This is a genomic window from Streptomyces sp. WZ.A104 (assembly GCF_002382885.1).
GTDB lineage: Bacteria > Actinomycetota > Actinomycetes > Streptomycetales > Streptomycetaceae > Streptomyces.
In genome coordinates this window covers 18,905-34,895 of sequence record NZ_NWVL01000046.1, presented here as the reverse complement: position 1 = coordinate 34,895, position 15,991 = coordinate 18,905, and the positions used below count along the sequence as shown (strand labels likewise).

The window sequence follows — 15,991 nt, the reverse complement described above, 5'->3', positions numbered from 1 at the left end:
CGTGCGACTTACGCCGGCCCGCCGACAGTTGGCCGTCGGCCCGGGGCATGGCGAACGACGGGGGCTTCACTCGTCGCCGGACGCTTCGTCGGATTCGATGGATCGGCACCCAGGACCGGCACCATGCCGCCCGAACATCCCGTCACATGAGACTGCCTCTAAGCCTCGATCGGTGCGGCCGACCTGGCGGCCTGCTCGATCTTCGCGCAGTAGGCCGCACGGGCTTCCTCGTCGATCGGCTTCTCGTGTTCGGCGCGCAACCCGGTCCGGCCGTCGAGGCCCTCGCGCAGGATATCGGCGTGCCCGGTATGCCGGATGGACTCGCCGAGGACATGGACCATGATGGCGAACAGGTTCGTATTGGCCCAAGGCTCCGGCCACCACGGCACGTGGCCGGGGGCGTCGAGGGGAAGTTCGTTGATCGTCGCGTCCGAGTGTTCCCACGTACGCCGGTAGAACCCGATGATCTGATCGCGGGTCTCTCCCTCGGTCGCCCACAGATCGCTGCCGTCGGAGTCCTGCCACTGGGGCAGCGGTTCCGGGGAAGGGCGGTCGAAGACCTCGCCGAAGTACCTGGCCTCGACGGTGGCCACGTGTTTGACCAGGCCGAGGAGGTTGGTCCCGGTCGCTGTCAGCGGTCGGCGGGCGTCGTATTCGGACAATCCGTCGAGTTTCCAGAGCAGCGCCTGGCGGTCCCGCCGCAGTCTCCCGTGCAGGTTGTCCTTCGCGAATTCATCGATCACGCGCCACGAGCCTGCCATGCGCTGCTCGTGGCCTCAAGATCCCGTACGTGGCCCGCAATGACTGGCAGAGCCGAAGCCTGGCCACGGCCCTGGCCTGGCCTGCTACAGCCCGACCCGCCACAGCCTGACCCGCTAGAAGAAGTTCGCGACCCCCGGCGCACGTGACAACCTTCAGGAGGTTGCCCCTTCGCGCGTACCGGACTGTGAGGCGGCGGTAGCCGAAGAGCCGGGCGATCTCCCTCTCGACCTTCCACTGTCACGGCGGAGGCGCTCGATGGACTACGTACAACTCTCTGCCGGGCACCATCCGCGTTGCCACGGAGAGGAGTTCGCCCGGGGCCAGCGTGGCGGGCCAGGCGTAGCAGGTGAGCCCGCGAGTCCGCAGCGCTGCGGCGGGCAAGCCTCGCCCGGCCGCCGCGCTCCGCGGGTCGCCCAGCGGGTCCTGCTCGCCCATAGGCGAACTCAGGGCCGAAGAGGAGGAGACGACACCCCTCCCATCACATCCGTACCTCGTCCTCTACGAACGCCCCGCTATTACGCTCCCCGCTCTGGTGCCTGGAAGCCGCCGATCCTCTGCTCAAGCAGTTCGGCCAGGCGCAGAGGAGTACGGTCCTCGAACATCGGGCCTATGAGCTGCACTCCCACCGGCAGGCCCTCCGGGGATCGGCCCGCCGGGACGGCGGTGGAAGGCAGACCGGGCATGGTGGCCAGGCCGGCCCAGACGAGTTGGTCGAAGTACGGGTATTCGATGCCGTCGATGTCGATACGGCGTTGCCTCGGGTCGGGGTGATGGTCGTGCGGGAACGCCGGAGTGGGCGTGATGGGACAGACCACGGCGTCGAACTCGGCGAAGAGCTGTCGCCAGCCGTGGCGGTGGTACTCGCGACGGGTGTCCACCTCGATCCAGTCGCGGTGACTGAGCACCATGCCGCGCAGCCGCACCGCGTCAAGGCTGTGGTCATCCGTGCTCAGTCCGGCGGCCTGGGAGCGCAGTTGTTCGTAGGACTCGACAGGAAATCGTGCAACGGAGCCCGCGACCAGCAACTGCATGTAGATCGTCGCGGCCTCGGCCAGATCGGGCAGCAGCTGACTGTGCCACTCGACGCGGGCGCCGGCGTCGACCAGCGCGTCGGCCACCCGGTCCACGCCCGCCCGTACGGCGGATCCGGTCGGAATGAACGGATGCTCGTCGAGGACCAGGACCCTGAAGTCGCACAGCCGCTCGTGGCGCGCGGGCGGCAGCGTCACGTGGTGCGCCACACCGAACGTCAGCGGGTCCGGCCCGGCCATGACGTCGAGCAGGAGCGTGAGGTCGCGGGCGCTGCGCGCCATCGGACCGACGACGGCGAGGTCGGGGGCGACCGGCAACGCAGGTGTGTGGGGCGGGACCATACCGCGGCTCGACGCCAGCCCGAGCGTCGGTTTGTGTGCGTAGACACCGCAGAAATGCGCGGGGGTCCGCAAGGAACCGGCGAGGTCGGAGCCGATGGACAGCGCACCGAATCCGAATGCCAGGGCCGCCGCGGAACCGCCGGAGGATCCGCCCGAAGTGCGGCCGTGATCCCACGGGTTATTGGTGGTGCCGTAGATCTCGTTGAAACTCTGTATGTCTTGCAGCCCCAAAGGCACATTCGTCTTACCGAGCACCACCGCACCCGCGCTCTTCAGCCGTGAGACCTGCACCGCGTCCTCGGTGGGCAGGTAGTCCCGGTGCGGCGGCATGCCCCAGGTCGTGGGCAGCCCGGCCACGTTGTAGGACTCCTTGACCGTGACCGGTATGCCGAGCAGCGGCCGGTCCTCACCTCGGGCGCGTGCCTGGTCGGCATCGCGCGCGGCTGCCCGGGCGCGGTCGAAGTCCGGCACGCAGATGGCGTTGATCGCCTTGTCATCCCGTTCGATACGGGCTATCGCCTCGTCGGTCAGTTCCGCCGAGGTCACCTCACCGGAACGCAGGGCGGCCGCGATTTGTTCGGCCGTCAGAAACTTCCGCTCCATGAACTCCGTGAACTCCATGAATCCGAACGTATAGGCCTCCGGGACAGGGCACGAAACAGCGATTCACACAACGGGATGGATAGCCCGGTCCTCCACCATGAGCCGCGCCCCGCCGAGAACGCACGTACCCGCCACCGCTCAGTGAGCGATGGCGGGTACGCCGAACAGTGAACCTCTCGGCCCCACACAGTACGTGGGGGAAGAGGTCAGGATCCCTCCCCGCGCGGGAAGGAGACCTCCACGCGGCGGTTCTTCTTCCGGCCCTCCTCGTTGCTGTTGCTGGCGATCGGGTACTGCTCGCCGTAGCCACGGATCTCGTACGTGATCGAGGAGCCGAGCTGCTTCGACAGGACCTTGTGCACGGCGTCGGCACGCTGCTTGGAGAGGACGTCGCCGTGGGCCGAGGAACCGAGGTTGTCGGTGAAGCCGAAGACGCGGACCCTGGTGGCGTTCTGCTTCTTGATCTCCTCCGCGATGGCGGCGATCCGGGCGTTGGCGGCCGAGCCGAGCTTCGCGCTGTCCTTGCCGAAGAGGACTTCCGCCTGGAGGGCGAACTTGATGTTGGCGTTGCTGTCCTCACGGCGTTCCTCGCCACCGAGGTCTTCGACTACCTGGACGATGTCGAGGACCTTGGCCGGTCCGAGGGTTCCGCCGTCGGGCATCTTCAGGTCGGGGTCATTGGCATCGACCTGCACCGGTGGGACCGACTGCGCCTCGGTGCCCGGCGGAACGCTGGGGCTGTCATCGGCCAACGCGGGTGTCGTTCCGAAGAACGTGAGGCTCGCAACGACCAGGAGCGCTGCCGCCGACCGGCCACGCGGTCGCATTCGAGTGCGTGTGTGCGTCATGGCGGCCGTCACCCGGAGATCTTTACCGAGGTGGTCGCGAAGGTCGGAAGTGTGAAGTCGACCTCCGTCGTCGCCTCCGGCGGTGCCGGGAACTGCATGAACACGGAAGTGGTCTTCCCGGCCAGGAGGGGCGGAATACCGGTCGTGCACAGGCAGCGGTTCTCAGTGTCGCGCAGGATGTAGTAACGCTTCTTGCCGACCTTGTCGACGAGGGTCGCCCCAGCGACCGAGTTCGGGTTCTTCGCCAGGAGAGCGGTCTCCGTGCCCGCCCACGCAGTCGTGTTCTTGGACTGTGTGCCTTCGTTCTTGATCGACGCCTGGATGGTGACGAACCCTCCGGAGTCACGCTTGGCCTGATGGACGGTCAGCACAAGACCGTCGCCGCGGATCTCCGCCAGCTTCGCATTCGGGTCCACGTTCTCACCTGCGGCGGTGTCCGGCTGCTGCTCGCCTTTCTCTTCCGTGGACGGAGTGGTGGGCGCCGGAGGCTTCGCAGAGTTCTCGGTACCCTGCTTGGCCTCGTCGCTGCCGCCGCCGTCGTCACCGCAGCCGGTGAGGGCCAGGCTGAAGACGGCTGCCAGAGCGGCAGCCGCCAGCGCCCTTCGGCCTGTCGTGGTGTGCCGAATGCTCATGTTCGGATTCCTCTACTCATGGATCGCTGTCACTGGTCGACCAACCGCACATCAAAGAGGGTTCTGCTCACGCTCTCCCACGGGGGAGGGCTGCCCGGCGCGATCTCAAGGACCTCGCCGTTCCGGCACGTGAAGATGAAGAGGTCCTGGACTCCGTCGCTGTTGAAGTCCAGGGCTTTCGGGCGAGGGCAACGGAACTCGATGAGTGCGGTGGCCTTGGCCTTGGCGAACTTGCTCTCCGAGCCGGGCAGCACCGACGAGTCCACCGGTCGACGGCCCTCGACATCGACCGTGATCCGGTCACGCAGGTAGCCGTAGGCCGGGACGCAGGAACGCAGGTCGGTCCCATTGATGTCGGCCAGCCGCCCCGCCTCGTCGCAGCGCGGAGCGAAGGGCGCACCCAGGAAGAGGTCCAGCGTGTTGGCGGGAAGCGAGGCATAGAACTCCGTCCCGAGATCGTCACGTGCGCTCTGAGCGGCGGCGAGTGCGGCGGCGTCGGCAGCGCCCTGCGAGCCGTTGCGCAACGCGGAAGCCTTACCGACAGCAAAGAAGGCAAACGCGAGGAAGAGCAGGCCCGCCACCATCACTACGTAGATGGGGAAGGCCTGCCCTTCGTCGTTGCGAGAACGACTGATCATCACTGAGCCGTGATGGAATCCACCAGCCCGCTGATGCGCTCCGAGATCGCCCCGCCGATCCCCGTCGCCACGATCGCCCCGATGATCGCCACGACCACCAGGATGATCCCCAGGTACTCGAACGCCGTCTGACCCCGGTCCTTCGCCCCCGCGCGCTTCTGGATGCTGCTGACCGCGGTGCTCGCCCAGCCGTTGACGCGGACGGCGGTCTTCAGGGTGATGTTCGACATGGTGTGCCCCTCCTGGTTCGGCCGACCAGTTGCCGGCCGACTCGCACGCTTCTGCGGTGTCGTTCGCGGTACCGGCTTCCTCCTGGCCGGTTTCGCTGGCGACATGAGAAACATAGGGGGCCAACACCGTTCGGCCAGAGGGCCCGTGGGCCCATTCACGGGCCCAAAGGGCCGCCTGGGCCCGCGTGGGGGCCGTCGTGGGGGTGCGCTCGCTCATGGCCGCCGCCCCGGGGCCCTCGGCGCTGTGCCGAGCCAGTGGGCTATCGCCTCGCTGCGGGTGGCGCTGTGGAGCTTGGTGAAGATGCGGTTGATGTGGTTCTTGACCGTCTTCTCACTGATGAAGCAGGTGGCGGCGATCTGCTGATTGCTCATTCCGGACGCAATCAGGTCCATGACCTCCACCTCCCTCGAACTGAGCCCGTACTGCTGCCTGTTGGGGGCAGATACCGACCCCCCGCCTACCGAAGACTGTCCCACAACAGGTTGCAGTTGCGAAAGGCTTTCCGAAGGTTCAGCCGGGTGTGAAGGGGGTGGGGGCGGTGTTGCCGTCAGTGCCGAGCCGAGGCCCTCGGGGAGGGGTGCCCGGTGCGGGGCCGTGCCGTGGCGCATGTGGGCCAGGAGGGCGTCAGCGGCGGTGACCGTGAAGTTCGCGCGGCCCTCCTTCGTGTCGCGTACCGCCTGGACCAGCTGGTCGGCCGTGAACTCACCGTGCACCAGATAGCCGCCCGCCCCCAGCCGCAGGGCCTCGTGGACGATCTGGCTCTCCCTGCTGTACGTCAGCATCAGTACGGGGGCGATGCCCACCAGGTGCGGCAGGGCCGAGATGCCGTCCACACCGGGCATGCGGACGTCCAGCAGAACCACGTCGGGGCGGTGTTCGAGGGTCTTCTCGTACGCCTCTCGGCCGTCCGCCGCCTCCGCGACCACCTGGATGTCCGCCCGGCCCGAAAGCAGGACGCCCAGGCCCGCCCGGACCACCGGGTTGTCGTCCGCGACCACCACCCGGAGCCGCTCGGTCTCCGGTGCGGTGGGTCCGGAGGGAAAGCCGGAGGAGACGGGGGGCGCGGGGTTGATCGCAGAGTGCTGGGGGGTGCGGTGGTCAGGGTGGCCCGCGGGGCCGGGGTCCGACGCGAGCGGGATGTGCGACGAGGCGTGCTGGGAAGCGTGGGGGTGGGCCACCGCCCCGTGGGGGTGGCCCACCGCTCCGTAGCCACTCGTCGCGGGGGAGACATCGTCCGGCATGCTGCGACCTCCTCTCAGGGTTGGAAGTTATAGGGGCTGTGGGGGTTGTGGGGGTTGTGGGCGTGTTACTGGGTGTTTGCTGATGGCGGGTGGCTTCGGTCGAGCCGGACCGGGTTGGGGTGAGGTCGGCTTGGGTGGGGTCGGCTTGGGTGGGGTGTTCCTTCGCGCCCCCGCAAAGCCGCCAACGGCAGTTCCAGGCGCACCTCCGTGCCCTTCTCCGCCTTTCCCCGGCCGATCCTGATGCGGGCCCCGATCGACGCGGCCCTCTCGACCATGCCGACCAGGCCGAAGTGACCCGCCCGGCGCAGCCCTTCCAGAGTCGTACCGGCGGGGAGGCCCCGGCCGTCGTCGTACACGCTGATGCGGAGCACATCGCCCTTCACGCCCGCGAGAACGATCAGGTACGTCGGGCCCGCGTGGCGGTGGGCGTTCTCCAGGGCCTCGGAGGCGACGGTGAGGAGTTGCCGGGCGACCGCCTGCGGGACCGGGGGGACCGGGATCTCCTCGGACAGGCGGCGGAAGGTGGCCGTTACCGGATGGCGCTCAGTGAAGTCCTTCGCCTGGAAGGCCAGTTCGGCGACGATGTCCACGCCGCCCTCCAGGCCCTGCTCCCGCCGCAGGTCCGTCAGGAGTTCCCTCGATTCGGCCGCGGCCCTTCGCGCGGCTCGGGCCACCAGTTCCGCCTGGAGTTTCACGGTGGGCGGGTCCATGCGGTCCGCCGAGCCCGCCAGGCCGTCGGCGGCCAGCGCCAGGCCGTGCAGGGTCTTGGCGACCGAGTCGTGCATCTCCCGGGCCAGGCGGGTGCGTTCGCCCTCCACCGCCTCGTTCACCGCGAGCCGCGCCCGGGTCTCGGTGAGCGCCTGCGTGGCCGCCCCGAAGCGCAGGAGCAGGTTGCGCAGGGTGACCCCGACCGCCCCGGCCAGTACGCAGAAGCCGGGCAGCAGAAGGGCCGTCGCGCCGCCGCCCTCCAGCTTCGGCACGCTCGCGTACACGCCGAAGACGATCACCACCTGGAGCGCCGCGAAGACCGCCGCGCCCCGCCAGCCCTGGATCAGGCCCGCCAGCAGCGGGGTGCAGACGGTGACGTACGCGAGGGTCGACTCGGGGGTCGCCGTGACCAGCAGCAGGGCGCCGAAGAACACGTCGACGGCGAGCAGCCAGGGGCGGCGCAGCAGGAACGGGCCGAAACGCTCCCAGTCCCGGAACAGGAGGTACGAGCCCATGAAAGTGACCAGGATCGCCGTGCCGATGAACCAGGTGGGCAGACCGGGCGCGGTGTGGCCGATGGCGTACGGGGTCGCTATCGCGATCATCGCCAGACGGAAGCCGAAGACCTGGCGGCACATCGCCTGGAGCGCGTTGACCTGGATGGCGAAGGCCGGGCGGGCCGGGGTGCCGGTGTGTACGCGGGTCAGTTCCGCGCTCAGTCCGGGCTGGGCGCCGCTCAGCTGGTATGCCATGTGCCTGTCACCTCCGTCCCGTGCCCCGTACGGCCCCTGCATCCCGGGTATCCCGCACATCCCGCATATGCCGCGGATCTCGAACATCCCGTACATCCGTCGCTCGAAGAGCGCTCCGGGGCGCAGAGGTTGCGTCCCCATCCCGCCCGTCGTTCATGTCAGCCGCCCGTGATAAATGCGAAGTCGACATCCGCCCCGTACACGAATCCGACCGTGAGGAGCACGAGCGTGCCGGGGAGCAGGAACGACGTCACCGCGAACGTCGCCTTCGGGACCGCCTTGGCCGCCTTGCGGCGGGCGTTCTGGGCGTCCGTGCGGCGCATGTCGTTGGCGATCTGGATGAGCGTCTCGACGATCGGCGCGCCCAGTTCCTCGCCCTGCTGGAGCGTGGTGACGAACATGGCGACCTGCTCGGAGTCGTTGCGTCTGCGCAGCTCCTCGAAGGCCTGGCGGCGGCTGACGCCCATGTCCATCTGCCGCAGGGTGATGCGCAGTTCGTCGGACCACGGGCCTTCGTACTTCTCCGCGACCCGGTCCAGCGCCTGCCGGAAGCCGAGCCCGGCGGAGACGACGACGGCCAGCACGTCGAGGAAGTCCGGCAGGGTGCGTTCGATGTGCTCGCGGCGCACCCGGATCGCCGACCAGATCCCGGCCTCCACCCAGAACAGGCCGAAGGCGATCATCAGGAGGGCCAGGAACAGCTGGCCGCGCAGGAGCATCGAGAACGCGCCGAGGAGGCCCAGCGCCCCGTAGACCGCCCGGCGGGCCGCGTAGCGGTCGATGGTGAGGCCGCCGGGGTTGCCCGCCAGGTCGATCTGGCGGCGCTTCTTGTTGACGGCCTTGGGGCCCATCATCCGCAGCACCATGGGGGCCCAGCGGATGCCCAGGCGGTCGATGCCCGAGCCGACCGCGCTGGTGCGGGTGGCCCCGGATTCGAGGGCTACGGCGAGGTCGCCGGGGAGCTTGGCGTCGGCCCGGTACATCCGGATGCCGTGGATGGCCCCGTACACGGCGAGGCCGACGACCAGAGCCAGCAGCAGATCCATGTCCGTCCTTCCCCTCTCTCTTCCTGGCGTCAGACGTCGATACGGGACAGGCGGCGGATCACCACGAACCCGATGGCGTACAGGGCGATGGCGACGACGACCGCCGCCTGGCCGATGAAGGCGCCCGTCATCCGGTCCAGCGCGCCGGGCATCACCGCGTTCATCAGGAGCATCGCGCCGATACCGAAGGCCGGTACGGCGTAGGCGGTGACCGTGACCTGGGAGAGCTGGGTCTTGACCTCGCGGCGGGTCTCCTTGCGCTCCTCCAGGGTCTCGGTGAGGTTGCGCAGCGAGCTGACGACCGTACCGCCCGCCCGGTTGGAGAGCACCAACGTCGTGACGAGGACGACCAGTTCGCGGGAGGGAAGGCGGTCGGTCAGTTCACCCAGGGCGTCCTCCAGAGGCTCGCCGACCGCCAGGCGCCGTGCCACTCTGGCCAGTTCCTCGCCCGCCGGGTCCTCCAGCTCCTCGGCGGCCATGGAGAGCGCGGTGCGCAGAGCCAGGCCGGCCTGGGTGGCGTTGGCGAGGATCCGGGAGAGCTCGGGGAGCTGGTTGATGAAGCGCTCGGTGCGCTTGGCCCGCTGCCAGTTGAGGAAGGCGTTGGTGCCCCAGAGGCCGATCAGCGCGGCGACCGGGCCGAAGAACGCGGCGAGCATGGCGGAGGCGATCATCCACAGGCCCGCCATCGCCACGAGCGCGTAGACGAGGAATTCGCCGGGGGTGAGCTCCATGCCGGTCGCGGCGAGCTTCAGCTCCAGCTTCCGGCCGAGCACGGTGCCGCGCAGCCTGCGGTCCAGGCCCTTGAAGCGGCGGACCCGGCCGGACTCGGGGAGCTGCCCGACGTGGGAGAGGCGTTCGACGAGGGCGTCGCGGTCGGCCTTGCCGCCGGAGTAGGCGTACAGGCCCATCACGCCGAGCACACAGGCCACCAGCGTGACGCCGACGGTGATCAGGGGGAGGTTGACGTTGTCCATGGCTCGGTACCTAGTTGGCCTCTCGGGTGGCGAGTTGACCGGCGCTCTCGGCGACGCCGAACGCCTGCGGGATGGGCTGGCTCGCCATGTAGAGGCGGTCGGCGATCTTGCGGGGCAGCGGGAGGTACTGGAAATCTCCGTGGATCCGGCCGTCCGGGGCCATCGGCCGGGCGTTGAACCGTGCGACCGTGACGATCCGGTACGGGTCGCGGCCGTGCGAGTCCAGTACGGCGATCTCGGTGATCTTCCTGGCCCCGTCGGCGTGCCGGGTGAGCTGGACGATCACGTCGACGGCGCTGTTGATCTGGTCGTGCAGCGCCTCGAAGGGGATCTCGACCTCCGACATGGAGGCGAGGGTCTGGAGCCGCATCAACGCGTCCTCGGCGCTGTTGGCGTGGACGGTGGCCAGCGAACCGTCGTGGCCGGTGGACATCGCCTGGAGCATGTCGAGGGACTCTCCGCCGCGGACCTCACCGACGACGATGCGGTCGGGGCGCATACGCAGGGAGTTGCGGACCAGGTCGCGGATGGTGATCTGGCCCTTGCCCTCGACGTTCGCCGGGCGGGACTCCAGCCGGATGACGTGGCTCTGCTGGAGCTGGAGCTCCGCGGAGTCCTCGATGGTGACGATGCGCTCGGAGTTGGGGATCAGCCCGGACAGCGCGTTGAGGAGGGTCGTCTTGCCGGTGCCGGTGGCGCCCGAGACGATGACGTTGAGCTTGGCCTGTACGAGACCGGCGAGCAGGACCAGCATCTGTTCGTCCAGCGAACCGAAGCCGATCATCTCCTGGAGCGTGAAGGAGCGCGGGAAGCGTCGGATGGTGAGCGTCGCGCCGGTGAGCGAAAGCGGCGGGATGATGACGTTGACACGTTCACCGCTGGGCAGGCGCGCGTCGACCATCGGATTCGACTCGTCGACACGGCGGTTGACGGTCGACACGATCCGCTCGATGGTCTGCATCAGCTGCTCGTGGGAGCCGAAGCGCATCGGGAGCTGTTCGACCTTGCCATTGCGTTCGACGAAGATCTGGTCGGGGCCGTTGACCATGATCTCGGTGATGGACGCGTCCTCCAGGAGCGGTTCCAGGATGCCGAGACCGAGCGCCTCGTCCACGACGCGGCGGATCAGCTGGGAGCGTTCCACGGTGGAGAGCACCGGGCCCTCGCGGCTGATGATGTGGCCGAGGACGCGCTCCAGCCGGGCCCGCCGGTCGGCGGCGGCCAGCGAGGACATCTCCGCGAGGTCGATCTCCTCCAGCAGCTTGGCCCGGTAGGTGGCCACCAGGTGACCGTCCTCCCGTGCCCCGCCCTGCTCCTCCGGAGCGGTGATGCGTGACCGCAGGCTCATCTGCGTAACTCTCCTCGGTGTCGCGGATGGTGCTGGTCCGGTCGGTACGTGCGGCCTCCGGCCCGCCGGTGCTACTCGCGGGGCATCGTCGAGCTGCGCTCGGCCCGCCAGTCGTCCAGCCCCGGGACGATGGAGGGGATGCGGATGCTGACCGTCGCGGTCACGTCGCTGCCGCCGCCCTCGCTGTAGCGGAAGCCGTCGCCCTTCCGCACCCAGTCGCTGACCGCGTTGCGGGCCGCGGCCTCCCCGGTGCCGTAGGCGTCGTAGCTGGCCGCCGTACGGGCTCCGGCGCGGGCCGCCGTGCCCGCCTGGTTGGCGGCGTACGCGGCCAGGCCGAGCTGGATGGCGAGCAGGGCGACGAGGAGGAGCAGCGGGAGGAAGCCCAGGTACTCCATGGCCACCTGGCCGCGGTCCCGGCGTCCGGCTTTCGTACGGGTGCGCAGGGAGCGGGGGCCGATGGGAGTGCGAAGAGCTCGGGGGCCGGTGGGGTGGCGGCGCGCGCGAGGGCCTGTGGGGTGGCGAAGAGCGCGGGCGTCGGTGCCGTCGGGGATGGTCGTCGTCATCGCTCAGTTCTCCCTCGCCGATCCGGCCTCGCCGGTGATGTGGGTGTCGAGATCGAACAGGCCGGGCACCAGCACCGGCACCTTCAGCCGCACCTTCGCCTCGTACAGGTCGCCGTTCGGGCCGCATGTCACCTCGACCGTGCTCGACCAGGCGTCGGGCAGGTCCTCCCTCGCGCCCGCATCGCAGGCGGCCCCCTGCGCGAACTCGGCACCGCTCCCCTTGCGCGCGCCCACGTCCGCCGCGTTGCCCGCGAGGCTGAACGTGTAGCCGATCAGGGCGCACTCCCAGAGCACGAGCATGATCAGGATGATGAAGGGGGTCATGCCCAGGAACTCGACAGCGGTCTGCCCCCGGTCATCCCGCCGGGCCGCCCAGGTCCCCCGCCGCCCCCGGCTCCCTCGTATGCCGCTGTCCGCGTCCACTGTCGTCGTGGTGGTGGTCATCGCTCAACGTGTCCCCTCGGAGTCTGCGGGTCCGCCCCACCGCCGGAGCGGGCGTCCGATCGAGCCGCGGTCGTTCTTGAAGGTGCCGCTGTTCCTCTTGGCCAGGGCGCCGCCGGCCTTCTTCGTCGTCGCGTTCTCCTTGACGATGCCCAACTCCCCGGCCAGCCCCCAGAGTGCCTGCTTCACGGTGCTCTTGGCGTCCAGTTCGTGCAGGCGACCGGCGTCGACGCAGGCCTGGAGCTCCTTGAAGTTGGCGGGGACCGCCGCCGAGGCGACCCGGGTGCCGGTGATCTTCTGGATCAGGGGCGGCTGGATCTCGGTGTTGCGGGTGAAGCGGTTGACGAGGGTGACGGTCTCCTCGGCCTTGCGGATCTGGAGCCGTTCCCACATCCGTACGATGCGTTTCGCGCCACGCACCGCGACCACGTCGGGGGTCGTGACCAGCAGGGCCACGTCCGCCATCTCGATGGCCGCCGCGTTGGCCCCGTTCATCTGGCCGCCGCAGTCGATGACGACGATCTCGTAGCGGGAGCGGAGCGCGCTGACGATCTGGCGGGCCGAGCGGTCGGTGACCTCCTCGCCTCGTTCGCCCTCGCCGGGGGCGAGCAGCAGGGCGAGTCCGGTGGAGTGGGAGAACACGGCGTCGGACAGCACCCGGGGCGAGATGTCGGTGATCAGGGCGAGGTCGACCAGGGAGCGCCGGAACTGGACGTCGAGGAACGAGGCGATGTCCCCGGTCTGGAGGTCCATGTCGACCAGAGCCACCGAGTTGCCGGACGCCTGGGCGGCCAGGGCGAGTTGGATGGCCGTGACGGTCGCGCCGACGCCGCCCTTGGCGCCGGTGACCGTGACCACCGTGCCGCCGGGGCCGGTGAAGACGTCGTTGCCGGAGGAGAGGTGGCGGCGGACCCCGGTCGACCACTGGGCGGCCGCCTGGACCCGGTTGGCCAGCTCCTCGTAGCTCAGCGGCAGGGTGACCAGGCCGCGCGCACCGGAGTCCATCGCGGCGGCGAAGAGGCCGGGGCTCGCGTCGGCCGTGATCATGACGACGCCGACGGAGGGGAACCGCAGGGATACCTCCCGGATCAGCTCCAGGGCCGGGACCGGGCCGATCCGCTCGTGGACGAGCACCACCTCGGGCAGCTCGTCGAGCGCCTCGCCCGCGAGGCGGGCCAGGGTGTCGATCAGCTGGGTGGAGTCGCCGACGGGGGTGGCCGGTTCGGCGTCGGGCAGCTGGCTGAGCAGCGTGGTGACGGAACGGGCCGCGTCGAGGTCACCTACGGCGGGGAGGATCCTGGTGGTCATCCGGACCTCACTTGTCCTTGTCGAGCGTGTAGGTGCGGTCGCCGGGACGGATGGTGCCGTCGCTACCGGGGGCGACGAGCGCGAGGCGCACGTGCTCCGCGAAGGACTCGGCGTAGGCGATGCGCTGGGTGTCCAGGGTGTTCAGGGCGAAGGTGATCGGCACGGCCTCGGTGGCCCGCGTCCGCCGGTCGTCCGCGCCCGGCTCCAGAGCGGTGAGCTTGCCGACGTCCAGCACCTTGGCGTTGGCCACGATGACCTTGGACTGGGCGGGGTCGCCCTGCTGTTCACCGGCGAACGTGGCGTAGACGTTGACCGTGGCGCCCGGAGTGATCTTGCCCGCGACGCCGGTGGAGGCGTCGATCATGATGGCGATCTCCTGTTCACCGGCCCTCAGTTCGGGCTTGCGCACCATCATGTCCGACTGGAGGAGGGAGCCTTCGCGGAGCTCGGTGACCGCGATCTTCGACTCGACCTCCCGCAGATCGGTCACGGCGTTCTCCGAGAGCCAGCGCTTGGGCATCTTGATCTTCTCGAACTGGCCGCTGTTCAGGGCCGTGTACGGAGCCACGCTGGTTTTCAGCTGGTACGCGGTCACCTCGGGGCCGACCTTCGAGTTGACGTCGCTGATCACCGAGAGCACGCCGGCGAAGGCCGCGAAGGCGCACAGGACCGACAGGAGCAGGAGTATCACGCCGCGGCGCTGGCGGGAGTTCATGGTCCGGACAACCTCGTTCGAATCGGGTGCGTGGGGCAGCGGACAGAGAAGCGGGACACGGGGCACGGGACAGACAGAGGGACGACGAAGGACGGAGGACGGACGGAAGCCTTGGGGTTCGCGGGCGGTGCGGCGGCGGCGCGGGTGGGGGACGGTGGCGCTGGGCGGTACGCGGGTGGCCGTCGGCGGGGAAGGGACGACGGGAGCGGTGCACCCGGGGACGGCAGGAGCGGGAAGGGGGCGGGGAGCTGAGCGGGTGGGTCCGGGCGGAAAGCCCGGGGCCGGGTGGCCCAGGGCCTGAGCGGTGGAGCTAGGGGCCCGCCGACGCGTCGGCCCCATGGTGGAGGACACCTCCGGAGGCCGTCCGGTTCTCCGGGGGCGCGAGCGGTGCGGAGCAGAATGCGCAGCGGTCGCCGATGAGTTCCATGGCGCACCAGTGGCACTTCTCCCGGCGTACGGAGGAGACCAGCTGGTAGAGCACGGAGAGGTCCGGGAGGTAGGCGGTGAACTCCACCAGTTTTCCGGTGCCCCACCAGCGCGGCGAGTCGGCGGGAACCGCCGTGTCGTGCAGGGCCTGGACCTTCCAGGCGGGCGCGAGGGTCTCCTGCACCCAGTCCGACTGCAAGTTCCCTTTGGCCAGCAGAAGATGTGTGCCGAATTCCGGTCCGGCCAGCGGTTCTGCGGCCGGGCCGACTTTCACGAGCTGCGGTTCGGGACCGGCGAGCACGGCGAACTGGGATCCGGGAACCCAGGACTTGGCGTGGCTCTTGAGGCTGACCGGGACCCGGTCGAGCCGGGCGACCGAGTTGAGGAGGGCGCCCGCGTAGATGTAGTGCGAGAGCAGCCGGGCCGCGGAGGCGACCACTCCGGGGCTGAAGTCGCAGATGGACAACTGTCGGAGCTGGCGCACCAGTACGGCGACGCCGAGGGGCGGGAGGTCCACCTTGACGAGGGCGATCCGGTCGCTCTCCAGGACCGAGCGGATGGAGTGCAGGCGCCGCTCATGCTCGGGGCGGATGCCCGAGGAGTAGACGGCGATCACATACCCGTGCTGTTCGAGCAACAGGTGCATGTCGCCGATCGCCAGCTCCAGGGCCTGGGCTTCGGGGGCCTGGAGCAGCGCCGCGGTCGGTGTCTGCTGATCGGTGGGCGGCAGCACCTGATCGGCACTCGTCACTGCTATTGCGGTCGGCACGCTCTTCCCCGTTTCGGCTCCGGCCGACGTCGGGACGTCGGCCGCAATCGCTCCTGCTCGTGCTCCTGCACCAGCACTTTAGCCACGTCTCACCAGGCAGAGAACAGTTATCGGAGACCAGTGCGTCATCATGCGAACACCGTTCGTACGGGGCTCGGGTGCCAAACAGGATGAAATCGATTTCACTCAACTCTCCCGACCTTGCGGAGCGTCACCAAAGCGCGCGTCCGGAATTCGATCACGTATTCATTCGCGCACGTCAGCCGTGAATCGAGGACGTCCAGGGGCACCGAGGGGCCTTTCGCGGTTGCCGTTTCCGTCACCGTCCGAAGGCCTTCGCAAGATCACCCGTGCGGGGGGGGAGAGCCACACCCGCCGAGAAGCCTCCGAGTCACCTCCGGGCAAAGAAGCCCTGCCCGGAGTCCGTCGCGGAGTCCACCCCGGGCCCACCGCGGGCACCACCGGGGCCCCGCCCGGGCCCACCCTGGCGGACCGTGGAGCGCCCGGACGCCGCCAGAGGCCTTGACAACTCGATTGGTCTGGACCAGCTTATGCGCCAAGCGATGGCCACACCCCAGCCGTCATCCCCGGCCGCCGCACATCCCCAACTCCC

General features: G+C 69.3%; 16 protein-coding genes. All 16 read right to left on the bottom strand.

Going from position 1 to position 15,991, the window contains the following annotated elements:
• Window positions 1-158: 158 nt before the first annotated feature.
• On the bottom strand, window positions 159-743 hold the full coding sequence (locus tag CIB93_RS23455; protein ID WP_096629619.1) for a DinB family protein: 585 nt from the start codon (window positions 741-743) through the stop codon (window positions 159-161).
• Window positions 744-1,277: 534 nt separating this feature from the next.
• Window positions 1,278-2,738: an amidase gene (locus CIB93_RS23450; RefSeq protein WP_096629617.1), complete on the bottom strand. Its 1,461-nt coding sequence runs from the start codon at window positions 2,736-2,738 to the stop codon at window positions 1,278-1,280.
• Between the two features lie 206 nt (window positions 2,739-2,944).
• Window positions 2,945-3,565: an OmpA family protein gene (locus CIB93_RS23445; protein WP_179500219.1), complete on the bottom strand. Its 621-nt coding sequence runs from the start codon at window positions 3,563-3,565 to the stop codon at window positions 2,945-2,947.
• Window positions 3,566-3,594: 29 nt separating this feature from the next.
• A complete protein-coding gene (locus CIB93_RS23440) occupies window positions 3,595-4,218 on the bottom strand; it encodes a hypothetical protein (protein ID WP_096629575.1) in 624 nt (207 codons plus the stop codon).
• 29 nt (window positions 4,219-4,247) lie between these two features.
• Window positions 4,248-4,856, bottom strand: coding sequence for a pilus assembly protein TadG-related protein (locus tag CIB93_RS23435; protein WP_096629614.1), 609 nt, complete (start codon window positions 4,854-4,856; stop codon window positions 4,248-4,250).
• A complete protein-coding gene (locus CIB93_RS23430) occupies window positions 4,856-5,086 on the bottom strand; it encodes a hypothetical protein (protein ID WP_096629574.1) in 231 nt (76 codons plus the stop codon). Before CIB93_RS23430 ends, CIB93_RS23435 begins: the two co-directional genes overlap by 1 nt.
• 213 nt (window positions 5,087-5,299) lie before the next feature.
• Window positions 5,300-6,328 (bottom strand): response regulator transcription factor, encoded by a 1,029-nt coding sequence (locus CIB93_RS23425; RefSeq protein WP_096629572.1) that lies wholly within the window; start codon window positions 6,326-6,328, stop codon window positions 5,300-5,302.
• Between the two features lie 65 nt (window positions 6,329-6,393).
• Entirely contained in the window at window positions 6,394-7,788 is a 1,395-nt protein-coding gene (locus tag CIB93_RS23420) for a sensor histidine kinase (RefSeq protein WP_107470976.1), read from the bottom strand.
• Window positions 7,789-7,946: 158 nt separating this feature from the next.
• The gene (locus CIB93_RS23415; protein WP_096629570.1) at window positions 7,947-8,834 is read right to left on the bottom strand and encodes a DUF5936 domain-containing protein; all 888 of its coding nucleotides are present in this window, start codon (window positions 8,832-8,834) and stop codon (window positions 7,947-7,949) included.
• 29 nt (window positions 8,835-8,863) lie between these two features.
• A complete protein-coding gene (locus CIB93_RS23410; RefSeq protein ID WP_096629569.1) occupies window positions 8,864-9,808 on the bottom strand; it encodes a type II secretion system F family protein in 945 nt (314 codons plus the stop codon).
• A gap of 10 nt (window positions 9,809-9,818) precedes the next feature.
• Window positions 9,819-11,156, bottom strand: coding sequence for a CpaF family protein (locus CIB93_RS23405; protein ID WP_096629567.1), 1,338 nt, complete (start codon window positions 11,154-11,156; stop codon window positions 9,819-9,821).
• A 71-nt stretch (window positions 11,157-11,227) separates the two neighbouring features.
• On the bottom strand, window positions 11,228-11,551 hold the full coding sequence (locus CIB93_RS23400; RefSeq protein ID WP_096629566.1) for a TadE/TadG family type IV pilus assembly protein: 324 nt from the start codon (window positions 11,549-11,551) through the stop codon (window positions 11,228-11,230).
• A gap of 171 nt (window positions 11,552-11,722) precedes the next feature.
• Window positions 11,723-12,163 carry a TadE family protein gene (locus CIB93_RS23395; RefSeq protein ID WP_096629564.1) on the bottom strand — a complete coding sequence of 147 codons (441 nt, stop codon included), beginning with the start codon at window positions 12,161-12,163 and terminating at the stop codon, window positions 11,723-11,725.
• A 3-nt stretch (window positions 12,164-12,166) separates the two neighbouring features.
• Window positions 12,167-13,468 carry an AAA family ATPase gene (locus tag CIB93_RS23390; protein ID WP_096629563.1) on the bottom strand — a complete coding sequence of 434 codons (1,302 nt, stop codon included), beginning with the start codon at window positions 13,466-13,468 and terminating at the stop codon, window positions 12,167-12,169.
• Between the two features lie 7 nt (window positions 13,469-13,475).
• Window positions 13,476-14,183, bottom strand: coding sequence for a Flp pilus assembly protein CpaB (gene cpaB, locus CIB93_RS23385; RefSeq protein WP_096629561.1), 708 nt, complete (start codon window positions 14,181-14,183; stop codon window positions 13,476-13,478).
• A 310-nt stretch (window positions 14,184-14,493) separates the two neighbouring features.
• Window positions 14,494-15,360 carry a hypothetical protein gene (locus tag CIB93_RS23380; RefSeq protein ID WP_179500218.1) on the bottom strand — a complete coding sequence of 289 codons (867 nt, stop codon included), beginning with the start codon at window positions 15,358-15,360 and terminating at the stop codon, window positions 14,494-14,496.
• Between the last annotated feature and the right edge of the window lie 631 nt (window positions 15,361-15,991).